Annotated in this window: 14 protein-coding genes; 11 read left to right on the forward strand and 3 right to left on the reverse strand. The window is 63.0% G+C overall.

The window, feature by feature from the left end; genetic code table 11:
- Positions 1-32: 32 nt before the first annotated feature.
- The 3 genes from AAFO90_RS07410 to mdoH are packed head-to-tail and all read left to right on the forward strand — an operon-like array spanning position 33 to position 4,752.
- Positions 33-1,334: an OpgC domain-containing protein gene (locus AAFO90_RS07410; protein ID WP_347508965.1), complete on the forward strand. Its 1,302-nt coding sequence runs from the start codon at positions 33-35 to the stop codon at positions 1,332-1,334.
- Complete coding sequence (locus AAFO90_RS07415; protein ID WP_347508966.1) at positions 1,331-2,836, forward strand: glucan biosynthesis protein G; 1,506 nt, start codon at positions 1,331-1,333, stop codon at positions 2,834-2,836. Before AAFO90_RS07410 ends, AAFO90_RS07415 begins: the two co-directional genes overlap by 4 nt.
- Positions 2,833-4,752, forward strand: a complete 1,920-nt coding sequence (mdoH, locus tag AAFO90_RS07420) for a glucans biosynthesis glucosyltransferase MdoH (protein WP_347508967.1) — start codon at positions 2,833-2,835, stop codon at positions 4,750-4,752. The genes AAFO90_RS07415 and mdoH overlap by 4 nt, the downstream gene beginning before the upstream one ends.
- Before the next feature lie 21 nt (positions 4,753-4,773).
- Here mdoH and AAFO90_RS07425 read toward each other — a convergent pair whose 3' ends face one another.
- The gene (locus AAFO90_RS07425; RefSeq protein ID WP_347508968.1) at positions 4,774-5,691 is read right to left on the reverse strand and encodes a PHB depolymerase family esterase; all 918 of its coding nucleotides are present in this window, start codon (positions 5,689-5,691) and stop codon (positions 4,774-4,776) included.
- Complete coding sequence (locus AAFO90_RS07430; RefSeq protein WP_274833396.1) at positions 5,649-6,155, reverse strand: rhodanese-like domain-containing protein; 507 nt, start codon at positions 6,153-6,155, stop codon at positions 5,649-5,651. Before AAFO90_RS07430 ends, AAFO90_RS07425 begins: the two co-directional genes overlap by 43 nt.
- Positions 6,156-6,452: 297 nt before the next feature.
- Between AAFO90_RS07430 and AAFO90_RS07435 the strand changes: the two genes are divergently transcribed.
- From AAFO90_RS07435 to selD, 7 genes are read left to right on the forward strand one after another with little or no spacing between them, the layout of a single operon-like run.
- Positions 6,453-9,314, forward strand: coding sequence for a monovalent cation/H+ antiporter subunit A (locus AAFO90_RS07435; RefSeq protein ID WP_347508969.1), 2,862 nt, complete (start codon positions 6,453-6,455; stop codon positions 9,312-9,314).
- A 2-nt stretch (positions 9,315-9,316) separates the two neighbouring features.
- On the forward strand, positions 9,317-9,667 hold the full coding sequence (locus tag AAFO90_RS07440) for a Na+/H+ antiporter subunit C (protein WP_347508970.1): 351 nt from the start codon (positions 9,317-9,319) through the stop codon (positions 9,665-9,667).
- Complete coding sequence (locus AAFO90_RS07445) at positions 9,664-11,217, forward strand: monovalent cation/H+ antiporter subunit D (RefSeq protein ID WP_347508971.1); 1,554 nt, start codon at positions 9,664-9,666, stop codon at positions 11,215-11,217. Before AAFO90_RS07440 ends, AAFO90_RS07445 begins: the two co-directional genes overlap by 4 nt.
- Positions 11,214-11,711: a Na+/H+ antiporter subunit E gene (locus AAFO90_RS07450; protein ID WP_347508972.1), complete on the forward strand. Its 498-nt coding sequence runs from the start codon at positions 11,214-11,216 to the stop codon at positions 11,709-11,711. The genes AAFO90_RS07445 and AAFO90_RS07450 overlap by 4 nt, the downstream gene beginning before the upstream one ends.
- Complete coding sequence (locus tag AAFO90_RS07455; RefSeq protein ID WP_065270586.1) at positions 11,708-11,977, forward strand: K+/H+ antiporter subunit F; 270 nt, start codon at positions 11,708-11,710, stop codon at positions 11,975-11,977. Before AAFO90_RS07450 ends, AAFO90_RS07455 begins: the two co-directional genes overlap by 4 nt.
- Before the next feature lie 7 nt (positions 11,978-11,984).
- Positions 11,985-12,371: a Na+/H+ antiporter subunit G gene (locus tag AAFO90_RS07460; protein ID WP_347508973.1), complete on the forward strand. Its 387-nt coding sequence runs from the start codon at positions 11,985-11,987 to the stop codon at positions 12,369-12,371.
- Between the two features lie 54 nt (positions 12,372-12,425).
- Positions 12,426-14,588 (forward strand): selenide, water dikinase SelD, encoded by a 2,163-nt coding sequence (selD, locus tag AAFO90_RS07465; RefSeq protein ID WP_347508974.1) that lies wholly within the window; start codon positions 12,426-12,428, stop codon positions 14,586-14,588.
- On the opposite strand, the gene mnmH is transcribed toward selD, so the two are convergent.
- Positions 14,585-15,652 carry a tRNA 2-selenouridine(34) synthase MnmH gene (gene mnmH, locus AAFO90_RS07470; protein WP_274837225.1) on the reverse strand — a complete coding sequence of 356 codons (1,068 nt, stop codon included), beginning with the start codon at positions 15,650-15,652 and terminating at the stop codon, positions 14,585-14,587. The genes selD and mnmH overlap by 4 nt on opposite strands.
- A gap of 162 nt (positions 15,653-15,814) precedes the next feature.
- Between mnmH and AAFO90_RS07475 the strand changes: the two genes are divergently transcribed.
- Complete coding sequence (locus tag AAFO90_RS07475; RefSeq protein WP_347508975.1) at positions 15,815-16,312, forward strand: MarR family transcriptional regulator; 498 nt, start codon at positions 15,815-15,817, stop codon at positions 16,310-16,312.
- The last annotated feature ends 161 nt before the right edge of the window (positions 16,313-16,473 follow it).

Raw genomic sequence — 16,473 nt, forward strand, 5'->3', positions numbered from 1 at the left:
TGTTTGATTGACAGGAAGGACACCGCTTAACGATGGCGCGTATTTCCAAGTTCCCCTCTCCCACAGCAGAGATTCCGGCCGTGGCAGGTCCGGCAGCGGCCAACACCCGCCGTGCGCCCGCATCGGAGCATGCCCCAGCCCCGGCAGGTGAGCAAAAGCGCGTCCGCGACCCGCGGCTCGATTTCTATCGCGGCATTGCCATGTTCATCATCCTGGTCGCTCATATTCCTGGCAACCGCTGGACCGGCTGGATCCCAGCCCGGTTCGGGTTTTCCGATGCAACCGAGATTTTTGTCTTCTGCTCGGGCATGGCCTCGGCCATCGCCTTTGGCGGGTCCTTTGCGCGCCGTGGCTGGCTGATGGGCACTGCCCGGGTGGTATTCCGCTGCTGGCAGGTATTCTGGGCTCATATCGGCCTGTTCTTCTTTGTCGCCATGACCATGGCGGCGCTGGACCTGACCGGTGCCTTTGAAAAAAGCTACGTCAACTCTCTGAACCTTGGCCATTTCTTCAATGACCCGATGCCGCAGCTCGTGGGCCTGTTCACCCTGACCTATGTGCCGAACTACTTTGACATCCTGCCGATGTATCTGGTGGTGCTGGCCTTGATGCCGCTGATGATGGGGTTGGAGCGTTTCGGCCTCTGGACAGTTGCCGCAGCTTCGGCGCTGATCTGGCTGGCCGCGAACCCCTATATGATCGGCCTTGGACCGGACGGAGCATCCCTGCCTGCCGAACCCTGGTCGGCGCGGGAATGGTTCTTCAACCCCTTCGGCTGGCAATTGCTGTTTTTCACGGGCTTTGCCTTCATGAAAGGCTGGCTTCCGGCGCCGCCCGTGTCGCGGGCACTGGTCCTTGTATCTGCAGCCTTCCTGATCTTCTCTGCCCCCTTTGGCTCCTGGAAGGTCTTCCTGTGGGTTGAGGCCTGGAACGACGACCTGGCCGCCGCCATCCGCCCGGCCTGGGCCTTCACGGACGAGTGGCGCGAGAAAACCGATTTCGGCCTGTTGCGCTATGCGCACTTTCTGGCACTGGCCTATCTCGGCTGGGTGGCCGCCGGAGCTGGTGGTCAGCGGCTGATCGCCTCCGGTCATTCGGAGCTGGCGCGGCTCTGGTCCTTTGTCCTGCGCATCATCACCAAGGTCGGGCAACAGTCCCTTGCGGTCTTCGTCTTCTCGATGGCGCTGGCCCGTCTGATCGGCTTTGCGCTGGATCAGACTGACCGGGGCATCCTGATCACCGCTGCGGCAAATATCGCCGGGTTCTGCCTAATCATCGCCTGTGCCTTTGCCGCCGCCTGGTTCAAATCCCACCCCTGGAGGGCAAAGCGATGAGCCGTCTTTCGCGCCGCGGTTTCCTTGCCGGTGTCTCCGGCCTTGCGCTGACAGCTCCGCTCGCGGCCAAGGCCGCCTCCGTTCCGTTCCGGCATCAGGATGTCATCGACAAGGCCCGCATGCTGGCACAGATGCCTTATCGCGCACGTCCCACTGTGCCGCAGGACTGGCTGGATCTCACCTATGAGGATTATCAGACCCGCTGGTTCCGCAGCCGCGACGCGCTGTGGAGCAAGACGGAACGCAGCTATAATGTCGATTTCTTCCTGCCGGGCCTCTATTTCCCCCGTGCGGTGCAGATGCACAGCGTCGCGGACGGGCTGGCGCAGCCTGTTGCCTTTGATCTGACCCTGTTCGACAAGACAGACAAGGCCCCGGATCTCAGCACCGAAGGAGCGCTGGGGTATTCGGGCTTTCGCCTGCGCACCGAGCTGAGCGAGCCGGGCAAGAAGAATGAATTCTGCGTCTTTCAGGGCGCCAGCTATTTTCGGGCCATCGGCATCGGGCAGGCCTATGGGCTGTCGGCGCGCGGGCTGGCCCTTCACACCGGCGACGCCGAAGGCGAGGAATTCCCCGAGTTTATTGAATTCTGGCTGGAGGCCCCTGCCCCCGGACAGCGCCACATGGTCGTGCATGCGCTAATGGATTCGCCCTCGGCCGCAGGCGCCTACCGCTTCACCATCACCCCCGGCGCCGCCTGCGTGATGGAGGTCGAAGCAACGCTGTTCCCACGCGAAGAGCTGACCCATGCAGGGATCGCGCCGCTGACCTCGATGTTCCTGTTTGATCGCACCAACCGCAACCGGTTCGACGATTTCCGCCCCGCCGTACACGACAGCGACGGGCTTTTGATCGAGAATGGCAACGGCGAAACCCTGTGGCGACCACTGGCCAATCCGGCGCAGCTGCAGGTGTCCTCCTTTGTAGACGAGAACCCCCGAGGTTTCGGGTTGATGCAGCGCAGCCGCAACCTGTCGGACTTCGCCGATCTTGAGGCGCATTATCAGGACCGGCCCAGCCTCTGGGTCGAACCCAAGGGCGTTTGGGGCAAGGGCGCCGTCACGCTGGTAGAGATCCCGGCGGACAAGGAAATCTACGACAATATCGTAGCCTATTGGCGCCCGCGCACGCCCTATCCGGCCGGAGCCGAGGTGCGGCTTGATTACCGCCTGACCTGGGGCACCGGCCCCAATGGTACGCTGGCGCAGGTAGTGGACACCGCCGCGGGCGCACGTGTCTTTGGCGATCCGGGGCGGATCATGACCGTGGACTTCGAAGATCATCCGCTTTTGGCAGGCGATCCCGAAAACTTCGACGTCGTGCTTTCCTCGCCGCATGTCGAGCTCAGCACCGGGGTCCTGCAGCGCAATCCGGCCACCGGTGGCCTGCGGCTCGCCTTCAGCTTTGAACCCGGTGACCGCTCCCTTGTGGAGTTACGGGCGGCGCTGCGCCGGGACGGGCAGCCTGCCACCGAAGTCTGGCTTTACAGGTGGACCGCATGAAAGATCTGATCTCCGCCCCCTCTGCGGCGAAGATGCTGCCGCCCGAACAGCCCATGGCGATGCCAGAGCAGAACTTTGGCGCCGCTTTCCGCGACATGAGCGCCCCCGGCACTGCGCCGCAGATGCGCGTGGCGCTCTGGCGGGTCATTGCCTTTTCCCCGGCGATGGTTGCAACCGCCTTGCTGACCTTCGTGATGCAAGGCTGGTTTGCCGATGGCGGCTTCATGATGATCGAGGTTCTGCTTCTGGCGCTCATTGCCTTCAATTTCTTCTGGATCTGCTTTTCGGTCTCCACCGTGCTCTTGGGCCTGTTCAGCCTGTGGCAGCGCAGGCAAGAGGCCGAGCGCCGGGTTCCGACCGGTCCCATCGCACCCGACACGCCGCCGCTTACCGTTGCTGTGCTGGTGCCCGTCCACAACGAAGATCCGGCCGCCGTGTTCGGCAACGCCCGCACTATGCTGGAGGATCTGCATGCCTGGGGCGGTGCGCATGATTACGCCATGTTCATCCTGTCCGACACACGGGATGACCGGATCGCGGCGCAGGAACTGGCGGGCGTAGCGGCGCTGCGCGCCGCGCTGCCGCCCGGTATCCGGCTCTACTATCGCCGCCGCGAGGACAACACCGGGCGCAAGGCGGGCAATATCGCGGATTGGGTGCGCCGCTGGGGTGGCGGCTATGACGCCATGCTGGTGCTGGATGCCGACAGTCTGATGACTGGCCGGGCGATTGCCCAACTGGCCGATGCGCTGCGCCGAGATCCGGCAGCCGGACTGATCCAGAGCTTCCCACAGCTGATCGGCGCCAGATCCGTCTTTGGCCGCATGCAGCAGTTTGCCAACGGGGTCTATGGCCTTGCCATGGCCGAAGGGCTGGCACGCTGGGTCGGCGCCGAGGGTAACTACTGGGGCCATAACGCCATCCTGCGCACCCGCGCCTTTGCCGCCTGCGCCGGACTGCCCGAGCTGCAACAGACATTCGGCGGCAAGACCCTGATCATGAGCCATGATTTCGTCGAGGCAGGTCTGTTACGCCGGGCCGGCTGGGGCGTGCATTTCCTGCCCCGTATCCAAGGTTCCTATGAAGAGACGCCGCCGACCCTGATCGATCACATCCTGCGCGACCGGCGCTGGTGCCAGGGCAATCTGCAGCACCTGAAACTGCTGAGCGCGCAGGGTTTCTGCGCGATTTCACGGTTCCATCTCTTGCATGGGGCGATCGGGTACCTGATGGCGCCGATCTGGTTTGCGCTTCTGGTGATATGGGCGCTGATCGGAGAAGACGGGGAAACCTCGGCGCTGCAGTATTTCAGCCCCACCGACCCGCTGCGCCCCTCCTGGCCGGATATGTCAGAGCCGCGCCATGTCGCCGTGATTCTGGTGATCTATGCGATGCTGCTGGCGCCAAAACTTCTGGCCCTTGCCGCGCTGCCCCTGACTGGCGCGCGGCTATCGGATTATGGCGGAGGGCGGCAGTTCGCGCTCTCCGTGACATCCGAAATCCTGCTGGCAATCCTTTATGCGCCGATCCTGATGGTGCAGCAGATGATCGCCGTCCTGCGTAGCGCCCTGCGCCTGCAACGGGGCTGGGCGCCGCAGGCGCGGGATGGCGGGCGCTATGGGCTGAAGACCATGCTGATCTGTCATGCACTCGAATTCACCAGCGGTCTTGCGCTCAGCGCCGGGATCCTGGCCGGGATGGTTTCCGTCTGGCTGGCGCCAATTGCCTTGTCGCTGCTACTGGTGCTGCCGCTGTCGGCCCTGTCGGGGATGCGTCCCGCGCTTCGACTCAGGTTCTGGATGGGCACGCGCGAGGTTTTTGCCGAACCCCGTATCGCCCGAACCGCCCGGACCTATCGCAAGGCGGTTGAACGCGTCTTTGCCGGGGCACCTGACCACCGTTCAGCGGCGGAATAGTAGAACCGCGTGCCCCGGGCGTCAGTCCGGGGTCCGCTCAAACCACTCGACGACTCGCGCGGGCCAAGAGCCCGGAATGCGGTGCCCCCCCGGACCGAGCGTCAGTTCAATATCGCCCCCGGGTTGGCAATCCCAGCGGCGGTGCAGCTCCAGTCCGGTAACCCACAAATAATCGGGCGCGTCATCGGCGCAGCCGTTCACCTGCCGCCACAGGGCCAGCCCGGCAAAGATATCATCCTGTTCGCGCGTGCTGCTGCCCAGAATGCGCCCCTCCAGTGGCACGACCTTGTCGGCCCAACCGTGGGTGTGCAGCAACCGCACCGGACCGGCGCAGGTCTCGGGCCGTGGTCGCCAGAATCCCCCCGCCACCGGAGCGAAGGCAGCAAAATCCCCGGGATGGGCGCAGGCGAGGTAGTTCACCATAAAGGCCCCGGCGGAAAACCCAGCAAGAACAACCCTCTGCCGGTCGATGCCGAACCGCGACTCCGCATCGCCAAGGACCTGTTGCAGGAACTGCGCCTCATCCCGTCCCTCGGCCCCGGGCAGGAAGTTCCACGACCTCTTGCCATTCCAGCGCGGCAAGGCGGTCGGCGCGATCAGCGCATAGCCCCGGTCCTGCAACTTTTGAACCAAGGCGCGGTTGCGCAGCACCCCGGCGCCCGAACCGCCATAGCCGTGCAGAAACACCACCGCCGGAGTGCCTTTTGCTTCCGCACTGGCCGAGGCGCCCGGATCGGGTGTGGCGATGTGGTAGTCACCGGACGGCAGATCGCAAGCTTCTGCTGCAGCGCCGCAGCCTGCCAGCGCAGAGCCCGAGCAGAGTGCCGTCACGAACAACGAAAGAAGAATTCCTCCGGCCCGGCGCCGGAACAGGCTGCGCCAGTGGCGCACGGGGCCTAGCCCTGCCACCGCGCCACCGGCAGGTTGCCCGCGATCCATCCCGGTCCGGCACCAGAGCCGAGCATACCTTCGGGCACATCCATGATCTGTGAAAACCCTGCCTCTGCCATGCGCCGCACCATCCGGGCCGAACGCACACCGCGGGCGCAGATCAGCGCCACCGGCGCGGCGCGGTTCCCCCCCAATGCGCGGGACAGCGCCTCAGTAAAATCGTCACGACGCATGTCAATCTGGACGCTGCCGACCGGAACGCCGGTACTGCGCCATTCCCGGGGTGTGCGGATGTCGACCAGAGTGATCGACCCCGCTCCGGCAGCGGAAAACGCCTCGGCCACGGACAGGCGCGGACGGTCGTGATCCGGCGCGGGCCGATAGCGCCAGGCCACCGCGCCGACCGCCGCAGCGCCCAGAAGGATGCCCGCAGAGGACAACAGCTTGCGCCGCGACATAGTGACCGGCCGCCCGCTGGCCTCCTGCGTCTCCGCACTGATTGGGTCTTGCATCTGCGTCTCTCCAATATCCGGGGAAACACGCCCCGCAGCGCCGTGTTTCAGGCGGGTGTCATCCCTTTGGACACCGTTCTAGCAGCATTTGTATTCCCGATCAGCACAGAGGGCGAATTTTGGCCATTCAAAATCTTGTCAACTGCGCCCCCCAGCCCCAAGTAGTGGCGCAATGTCCAACAATTCCAGCGTCATTTGCCCGATCTTCCTCAGAACCGGGCCTGCGGGGCTGGCACAGAAGCGAAAAATTGCTTAGGCAAAGTCAAAATTCGCCTAGCCCTACCAGGAGATCTGCACGTGTCCCTGTTTTTGATTGCGGCCCTGCCTTTTCTAGGAGCGGTCTTTCCCGCTCTGCTGATCCGGGCGGGGCGTAACGCCTCCGCTTCGGCGGCTGGTCTGACCACCTTCCTGGCCCTAACCGGCCTTCTGCTGCATGCCCCCGCTGTATTTCGCGGAGAGGTCATCACAGCCACATTCGACTGGCTGCCCGGTCTGGGGCTCAATGCGAATTTCTTTCTGGATGGGCTTGGGTTTCTCTTTGCTACGCTGATCCTTGGGATCGGAATGCTGATCATCCTCTACGCGCGGTTTTACCTTTCACGCGAAGATCCCATGGGACAGTTCTACACCTACCTGTTGCTGTTCCAGGGTGCGATGGTCGGCATCGTCCTCTCAGATAACATCTTGTTGTTGCTGGTGTTCTGGGAGCTGACCTCGCTGTCCTCCTTCCTGCTCATCGGATACTGGAAACACCTTCCCGAAGGCCGTCAGGGCGCGCGCATGGCGCTGACAGTGACCGGCTCCGGTGGCCTAGCGATGATCGGGGGCATGCTGATCCTCGGCAATATCGTCGGTTCTTATGATCTGAGCGTGATCTTGGAGAACAAGGACCTTATCCAGGCGTCGCCGCTCTACCTGCCCGCGCTGATCCTGATCCTGCTGGGCTGTTTCACCAAATCGGCACAGTTCCCGTTCCATTTCTGGCTGCCCCACGCCATGGCGGCGCCTACGCCGGTTTCAGCCTATCTGCACTCCGCCACCATGGTGAAAGCAGGCCTGTTCCTGATGGCGCGGATGTGGCCGGTTCTGGCCGGCACCCCGGAGTGGTTCTACATCGTGGCGACCACCGGCCTTGTGACCATGCTCATCGGTGCCGTAATTGCCCTGTTCAAGGATGATCTCAAAGGTCTGCTGGCATTCTCCACCGTCAGCCATCTGGGCCTGATCACCATGCTTCTGGGGTTTGGCACCAAGATCGCAGCGGTTGGCGCAGTATTCCACATCATCAACCACGCCACCTTCAAGGCGGCGTTGTTCATGTCGGCCGGAATCGTCGATCACGAGGCGCACACCCGTGACATCAAACGTTTGGGCGGTCTGCGCCACCTGATGCCGGTGACCTTTACCATCGCCTTTGTCGCGGCCCTGTCGATGGCGGGTATCCCGCCCTTCAACGGCTTCCTGTCCAAGGAGATGATGCTGGAGGAAACCGTACACACGGTCTGGGCCGGATCGCACTATCTGGTGCCGGGCCTTGCGCTGATCGCGGCGCTGTTCTCGGCAGCCTATTCCTTCCGCTTCATCGTTCATGTCTTCTTTGGCCCCAAGCGGGACGACTATCCCGCGCATCCCCATGATCCGGGTGCGGGCATGTGGCTGGCCCCGGCCTTCCTGATCACGCTGGTGGTGCTGATCGGCCTGTTCTCGGCCAAGATCGCCGGGCCACTGGTGGCCGTGGCCGCTGGCGCCGTGATTGGCGGAGAAGAGCTGCCCTATTACTCGCTGAAACTCTGGCATGGTTTGACGCCCGCCCTTTACATGTCGCTGGTGGCTGTGGGCGGCGGTGCGCTGCTGCTCGCGCTGCACAAGCCCCTGATGCGCGCCTGGAACGCCGCCCCCCGCCCCGAGGCCAAGGATATCTTTGATGCCCTGATGGCGGTGCTGGCGCGTCTGGCCAAGGCGGTGACCGACGGGCTGCACAATGGCTCGATCACCCGCTATGGCGCGGTGATGATCAGCTTTACCGTGGCGATCAGCTGGTATGCCTATTCCACCGGCACCACTGGCCCGGCAACCCGCAGCCTGCAGGAAATCGGCGCGATCCCGGCACTCGGGTGGCTCAGCCTGGTTCTCGCAACGCTGCTGATCGTCGCGCGTCACCGCAACCGCCTGCTGGCACTGGTCCTGATCGGCGTCGTGGGTCTGGTGGTCTCCATGTCGTTCAACTACCTGTCGGCCCCCGATCTGGCGCTGACCCAGCTTTCGGTCGAGGTTGTGACCATCGTGCTGATGCTGCTGGCGCTGAACTTCATGCCCAAGGAAACCCCGGTCGAGACCCCGGCGCTGGTCCGGCTGCGTGATGGTGCCATCGCCGTTGTGGCCGGTCTTGGCGCAGGCGGGCTGATCTATGCGCTGATGACGCGCGATTTCGCGGCGCCCAGCATTTCCGAATTCCACCTCGCCAACTCTTACAAGGGCGGCGGCGGCACCAATGTGGTGAACGTTATTCTGGTGGATTTCCGGGGCTTTGATACCTTTGGCGAGATTATCGTTCTCGGCATCGCGGCACTGGTCATCTATGCCCTGACCGAGGCGGTTCTGGGCACCCGCGTGCGGGCCTATCTGCTGAACCGAAAACCGGATCTGCCGCAGGCAGGCGATGCCCACCCGATGATGATGGTGGTCGCGACCCGCGTGATGATGCCGCTGGCGTTGATGGTGGCGGCCTATATCTTCTTCCGGGGTCACAACCTGCCGGGCGGCGGCTTTATCGCCGGTCTGATCGCGGCCATTGCTGTCATCATGCAATACATGGCCTCGGGCTTTGCCTGGACCTCTGAACGGCAGCGGTTCTACTACCACGGCATCATCGGCTCCGGCGTGCTGATCGCCGCCGCCACCGGTATCGGCGCCTGGTTCAACGACATGCCGTTCCTGACCTCGGCCTTTGGCTATATCCACTGGCCGCCGCTGAAGGAGTTCGAATGGGCCACCGCGGCGCTGTTCGACCTCGGCGTCTTCCTTGCGGTTGTCGGCGCGGTGCTGCTCGCGCTCGAAAGCCTCTCCCGCTTTGCCTGGCAGCCGGGGATTTCCTCGGAATACGCCATGGACATCAACCCGGCCCGCGATGACGAGCCCAAGAACGAAAACGAGGTCTGAGCATGGAACTTCTGGTTGCTTCGGCTGTTGGTATCCTGACCGCCGCAGGGATCTACCTGATCCTGCGCAAACGCACCTTTCCGGTGATCCTGGGCCTGTCGCTGGTATCCTATGCGGTGAACGTCTTCCTGTTCGCCACTGGGCGCCTGATGGTCAACGCGCCGCCCATCCTCAACAAATACGAGGAAGTCGCCTACACGGATCCGCTGCCGCAGGCGCTGGTTCTGACGGCGATCGTGATCTCTTTCGGGATGACGGCGGTTGTGGTGATGATCGCGCTGGGGGCGTTCCTGTCCTCGCGCGATGACCGCATCGACATGACCAGCAATACGCAGACGGGAGAGGACGCATGAACCATCTTCTGATTGCCCCCATCGTTCTGCCTGCGATTGTTGCCCCCTTCATCATCATGGTGGTGCGCTATCATCTGGATCTGCAACGCATCTTCTCGATTGCCAGCACGGTTGCGATTGCCCTGATCACCCTGGTTCTGGCCAGCCAGGCCGCCGATGGCACGGTACAGGTCTATGAGCTCGGCGACTGGCCTGCGCCCTTTGGCATCGTGCTGGTGCTGGACCGGCTGTCGGCGATGATGATCGTCCTGACGGCGGTGCTGGCGCTGGCGGTGGTGCTATATGCCATCGGAACCGGCTGGGACGCGCGCGGCGCCAACTTCCATGCGCTGTTCCAGTTCCAGCTGATGGGCATCATCGGTGCCTTCCTGACCGGCGACGCCTTCAACCTCTTCGTTTTCTTCGAGGTCCTACTGATCGCCTCTTATGGTCTGATGATCCACGCAGGCGGCGCCACAAGGTTCCAGGCCGGTGTGCAATATGTCGTCTACAACCTGCTGGGTTCCACCCTGTTCCTGTTTGCTCTTGGCACGCTCTATTCCGTGACTGGCACGCTCAACATGGCCGATCTGGCGGTGCGGGTGGCCGAGCTTCCGGCCGAGGACACTGCCCTGTTGCGGGTCGGCGCGATCATGCTCTTGTTGGTCTTTGCCATCAAAGCCGCGGTGCTGCCGCTGCATTTCTGGCTGCCAGCCTCTTATGCCAACGCGCCTTTGCCGGTGGCGGCCCTGTTTGCGATCATGACCAAGGTCGGCGCCTATGCCATCCTGCGTATGTACACGCTGGTCTTTGGCCCCGAGGCCGAGATCACCGCGGGTCTGGCCGGCGACTGGCTGCTGCCCGCGGCGCTGCTGACGCTTGCCGTGGGGGCCATCGGTGTTCTTGGCGCGCGTGAGATCGGGCGGCTTGTCGCCTTTGGCGCCATCACCTCGATGGGAACCCTGCTGACGGCGGTGGCGCTTTTCACCCCGGATTCTGTAGGCGCTGCGCTTTACTACACTGTGCATTCGACGCTTGCGACCGCCTTCCTGTTCCTGGTCGCCGACATGGTGATGGAACGCCAGGGCGGCGAGATCGCCCCGAAACCGGTGATGAAGCAAAGCGGGCTGATCGCGGCGCTGTTCTTTGGTGGATCCATCGCCATGGCGGGCATGCCGCCTCTGTCCGGCTTCCTGGGCAAGCTCTTGGTGATGGATGCTGCGCGTGGGCATGATCTGGTCTGGTGGATCTGGGGCGTCATTCTGGTGTCGTCGCTGGTTACCATCATCGGTCTGGCGCGGGCGGGCAGCCTGATCTTCTGGAAAAGCCACGGACTTGCACCGCAAGAGGATGCTGAAAGCGAAGTGGAAGCAGATGACCCAGAGGAGGCGCCGGTGCAGGCGCAACGCGGCTCGTCCCTGCCTTTCGTGGCCAGCTTCGGTCTTCTGGCCGGGCTAATTCTGCTGACCGTCTTTGCAGGTCCGATGATGGACTACGCCGAGGCCACCTCCGCGCAACTCTTTGCGCCAGATGCCTATATTGACACCGTCCTGGGGAGGACCGGGGAATGAAACTGACGCATCGACTTCTGCCGCACCCGGTGCTGACGCTGCTGCTGACCCTCACCTGGGTTCTCATCGTCAACAGCTTCACGCTGAACTCGCTGGTCTTCGGCTTTCTGCTGGGCCTGCTGATCCCCTTCCTGACCCAGCCGTTCTGGCCGCAGCAACTGCGCATGAAACACCCGGTCAAGATCGCGGCCTATATCCTGATCGTGATCTGGGACATCGTTGTTGCCAATATCACCGTGGCGCGGATCGTGGTGTTCAAATCCAACGCAAAGCGGCAGCCCAACTGGGTGACCGTGCCGCTGGAGCTGCGCACCCCCGAGGCGATCACCGTGCTGGCCGGCACCATCACCATGACGCCGGGCACCGTCACTGCAGACGTTTCCGCCGAAGGTCACGCCCTGCTGGTGCATTGCCTTGATTGCGACGACCCTGATGCGGTTCGGGACGAAATCAAAGAGCGCTACGAGCGCCGCCTGATGGAGATTTTCGAATGATTGAAACTGCGGCTCTTTTTGCTTTTGTCTGCTTTGCGCTGGCGCTGTTGATGAACCTCTGGAAGGTGATGTTCGCCGCCGCCATGGCCGATCGGATTCTGGCGCTTGATACCATGTTCATCAACGCCATCGCGCTGATGGTTCTTTATGGGCTGGCGCTCGGAACCGAGATCTTTTTCGAAGCGGCGATGATCATCGCCATGCTTGGTTTCGTTTCAACCGTGGCCTACGCGCGCTTTATCCTGCGCGGCAACATCATCGAGTGAGGCTCTTATGGATATGATACTCGACGTTCTGATTGCAGGCTTTCTGGTCATGGCCGGTGTGTTCGGCTTTGTCGGCTCATACGGCCTGTTGAAACTCAATGACCCGATGTCGCGGCTGCACGCTCCGACCAAGGCGACGACTCTGGGCGTGGGCGGGGTTCTTCTTGCCTCGATGGTGCACGCGATCGCCTTTGAAGGGCGCTTGTCGCTACACGAATTGATGATCACGCTGTTTCTGTTCTTGACCGCCCCGGTGACCGCGCATTTCATCGCCAAGGTGCACATTCACCGTCGCGAAGAAACAGGCACTCTGCCTTCGGCTGGACCAGATGCGATCTGGGCCACCCACAACACCCCGCCGGAAGAGGCCGAAAGCACAGATCAGCCGCAATAGCCCCACCCCGGGCCATTGGCCCACGGCCCCAGAAACAGAAAGTGAGCCACCGAAATGGATACCTCCCGCCTGCCCCAAACCAAAGATGTGGTTTTGATCGGAGGCGGGCATGCCCATGCGCTGGTGCTGCTGAAATGGGGGATGCGCCCGCTGCCCGGCGCGCGGCTGACGCTGATCAACCCCGGCCCAACCGCGCCCTATTCGGGGATGTTGCCCGGCTTTGTCGCCGGTCACTACGCGCGGGGCGATCTTGATATCGATCTGGTCCGGCTGGCGCGCTTTGCCGGAGCGCGGCTGGTGCAGGGCGCGGCGGAGGGACTTGATCCCGAAACCCGCAATGTCCGGGTGCCGGGGCGACCTGACATCGCTTATGACGTGGCCTCGGTCGATGTGGGGATTACCTCTGACATGCCAAACCTGCCCGGGTTTGCAGAACATGGCATCCCGGCGAAGCCGCTTGGTAGTTTTGCCCGCCGCTGGGACGCGTTCCGCGGCGGCGATGGCCCTGCCCGCATCGCGGTGATCGGCGGCGGCGTGGCCGGAGCCGAGCTGGTTCTGGCGATGGCTCATGCCCTGCGCAGCCGGGGCCGCCTGGAACAAGCCACCCTGATCGACAGCGGCCCGGTTCTGGGCACCGCCAGCGCCGGGATCCGCGAGCGGCTGCGCCGCGCCTTTTCCGAGCAAGGCGTCACCGTCGTTGAAAACACCGCCGTCAATCGCATCCATTCCAGCCATATCGAACTCGAAGGCGGGCGCGAGGTTCTCTCGGACTTCACCACCGGCGCCGCTGGGGCACGCCCGCATGACTGGCTGGCCAACACCGGGCTTGAGGTACAGGACGGTTTCCTCACCGTTTCGGACAGCCTGCAAACCTCGGACCCGCAGGTCTTTGCCGCCGGGGATTGCGCGCATCTGGCCTATGCCCCGCGCCCCAAGGCCGGCGTCTACGCAGTGCGACAGGCCCCGATTCTGCTGCACAACTTGCGCGCCGCCATCACCGGCGATCCGATGCGCCACTACCGGCCGCAGAAGGATTACCTGAAATTAATTTCCATGGGCGCCAAGGAAGCGCTGGGAGAAAGGTTCGGCACCCAATTCTCCGGCCCAATGATCTGGCGCTGGAAGGACCGGATCGATCAGAACTTCATGGAGCAATTCCGCAGCCTGCCCGAAATGGAGGTTCCAGACCTGCCGCCCGAACATACGCTGGACCTGCCTGCAGTGCTGGGCGACAAACCCATGTGCGGCGGCTGCGGCGCCAAGGCCGGGCGCGCCGCCTTGAATGCGGCAGGCGTGTCGCGCGTGGCGAGCCTGCGTGAGGATGTCACCGCCCTGCCCGGCGATGATGCGGCTCTTCTGACCATGGGCGACGTGCGGCAGGTGATCAGCACTGATCATCTGCGCGCCTTCACCCTTGATCCCTTCGTGATGGCCCGTATCGCGGCGGTGCACGCGCTTGGCGATATCTGGGCCATGGGCGCCGCCCCGCAGGCCGCCACCGCCAACCTGATCCTGCCGCGTCTGGCGCCTGCCCTGCAGCAACGGACCCTGAGTGAAATCATGACCGCCGCGCGCAGCGTGATGGAGGATGCAGGCGCCGAGATCATCGGCGGTCATACTTCGCTGGGGGATGAGCTGACTGTGGGGTTCACCGTCACAGGGCTTTGCAGCCAGGATCCTGTGACCCTTGCCGGGGCGCAGCCGGGCGACGCACTGGTCCTGACCAAACCGCTCGGCTCTGGCGTGATCATGGCCGCCGAAATGGCAGGCAAGGCCGAAGGCGCCTGGGTTACCGCTGCGCTTGAACAGATGGCACAGCCGCAAGCCGCAGCCTCCCGCATTCTGGCACCCGAAGCCCACGCGATGACCGACGTCACCGGCTTTGGTCTGGCCGGGCATCTCCTTGGCATCTGCGAGGCTTCAGGCGTCAGTGGAGAGATTGATTTTGCCGCCGTGCCGCTGATGGAGGGCGCCGCGCAGCTGGCCGACAGCGGCATCCGCTCCTCGCTTTTCCCGGAAAACGCTGCGTTGCTGCCGGAATGGCGCACCAATGGCGCGCAGGATCTGCTGTTCGACCCGCAGACCGCTGGCGGCCTGCTCGCGGCCCTACCGCAGGACAAGGCCGAAGGGGTGCTGCAGCAGCTGAAAGAGGCAGGTTACCCGGCGGCGATCATCGGGAAGGTTACCCAAGGCGCAGGGCAAATTGTTTTGACTTAAAAACCCTTTGCGGCCAGACCTTCAAGCGTGTCGCAGATGGTTGTGGCGGCAGATTGCAGCGTCTGATCGTCCAGATCCTTCAGTTGTACTTCTGCCACGGCATCAGCGCCGATGTTGCGGCGTGAACTGCGGTAGGCCGGATCGTAATGCTGTTCCATCAGGGCCCGTGCCAGGCCTGCCATATCGCCCTCTTCGATCAGGGACAGCCAGCCATCCACCACCGCATTCGAGCGACGCGCACGAAGCCGCTCCAGCATTTCGGACAGTGTATCCGCATCTGGCAGACCGTCGCTGTAGGTCCGCAGCAGGTAGCGGCAGCGTTCTTCGACCGAGGCGCTGACCTCGATCCGTGGCGCCTGTTTCATCAGGCTCCAGAGGCTGGGGGGAATGATCCGGTCTCCAACCTTGCTCGATTCCGCCTCGACAAGCACAGGGCGGCTGGGGTCCAGACGGCTCAGCGCACCCGCAAGCGCAGATTCAAAGGCCTTCTGGCCGGGCTGGTCCTCCGGCATGCCCCCCAAAAGCGAGCCGCGGTGATTGGCCAGCCCTTCCAGATCCAGAACCTGCGCGCCCAGTTCTGCCACATGCTTCAGAAGGTCGGTCTTCGCCGTGCCGGTATAGCCATCCAGCAATACAAGCCGGTAAGGCAGATCATCCTCATACAACATCTGATGCACCAGCCTGCGGTAGGATTGGTAGCCGCCTGAGATCATCTCGGCCCGCCAGCCGATCTGCTGCAAGAGATAGGTGAAACTGCCGGAGCGCTGCCCACCGCGCCAGCAATAGACCAGCGGCCGCCAGCCGCCTTCGTATTGGCTCAGCGTCTCTTCGATGTGCCGCGCGGCATTGCGGAACACCATGGCCGCGCCCAGCTTGCGCGCCAAAAAGGGGCTTTCTTGCACATAGATCGTACCAACCTCGGCCCGTTCTTCATTGTTCAGGACCGGCAGGTTGATGGCACCGGGGACGTGATCCTCTGCAAATTCGGCCGGGCTACGCACATCAATGATGGTGTCATAGCCATGATCGTACATATCCTGAAGGGAAGAAAAACTTTTTACCATGAAACAGGGTCTAGCCCGCTGCATCCACAAGGGAAAGCGGGTTTTACGGGCCAGGCCGCCGATTGACCGGCTGCGACACGGTATATGGTGGCCATTTACCCACTATTCTGGTTTATCTGTGCATCACAGTCGGACGAGACAGCAACAGCCGGAACAGGGTTTATGGACGCACAAGATGAGGATGATCACGCGTTGGATCTGCATCAGTTTCCCGGTCACCTGATCCGCCGCTTGCATCAGATTTCAGTGGCCCAGTTCACCGAAAAGGTCGCCGCCCACGATATTGACCTCACCCCTGTTCAATACGCCGCGCTGAAAGCCATTGATGCCAACCCTGGCATTGATCAGGCCTCTGTTGCGGGGCTTATTGCCTATGACCGGGCGACACTGGGCAAAGTGATCGACCGGCTGGAAGCGAAAAAGCTGATCGACCGCACCGTCAGCCCGCGGGATCGCCGCGCGCGACAGCTGACCCTGACCGAAACTGGCAAAGAGGTTCTGGCCCGGGCGCACCCCCTTGTACGCGAGGTGCAAGGCGAGATCCTGACCGGCCTCAGCCCTGAAGAGCAGGAACAATTCATGACGCTGCTGCAAAAGGCGACAGCCGCTGGCAACGAACGCAGCCGCGCCCCCCTGCGCAGACCGCCCCGGCAAACCTAGCGCGTATAGCCTAAAAGGCATTCGCGTGGAGGCTTATGCTTCGGCCGCGCGTTTCGCCAGCCCCCGAACACATCTGTAAAAAGCAAAACGACCAGTTTTCAGAACGCGGGGCACGAAACGCGCCACCCGACTGAAAACCGGTCGTTTTTGCCTAAATCGCT

This window comes from Phaeobacter sp. CAU 1743 (assembly GCF_039839315.1).
Taxonomy (GTDB): domain Bacteria; phylum Pseudomonadota; class Alphaproteobacteria; order Rhodobacterales; family Rhodobacteraceae; genus Phycobacter; species Phycobacter gallaeciensis_A.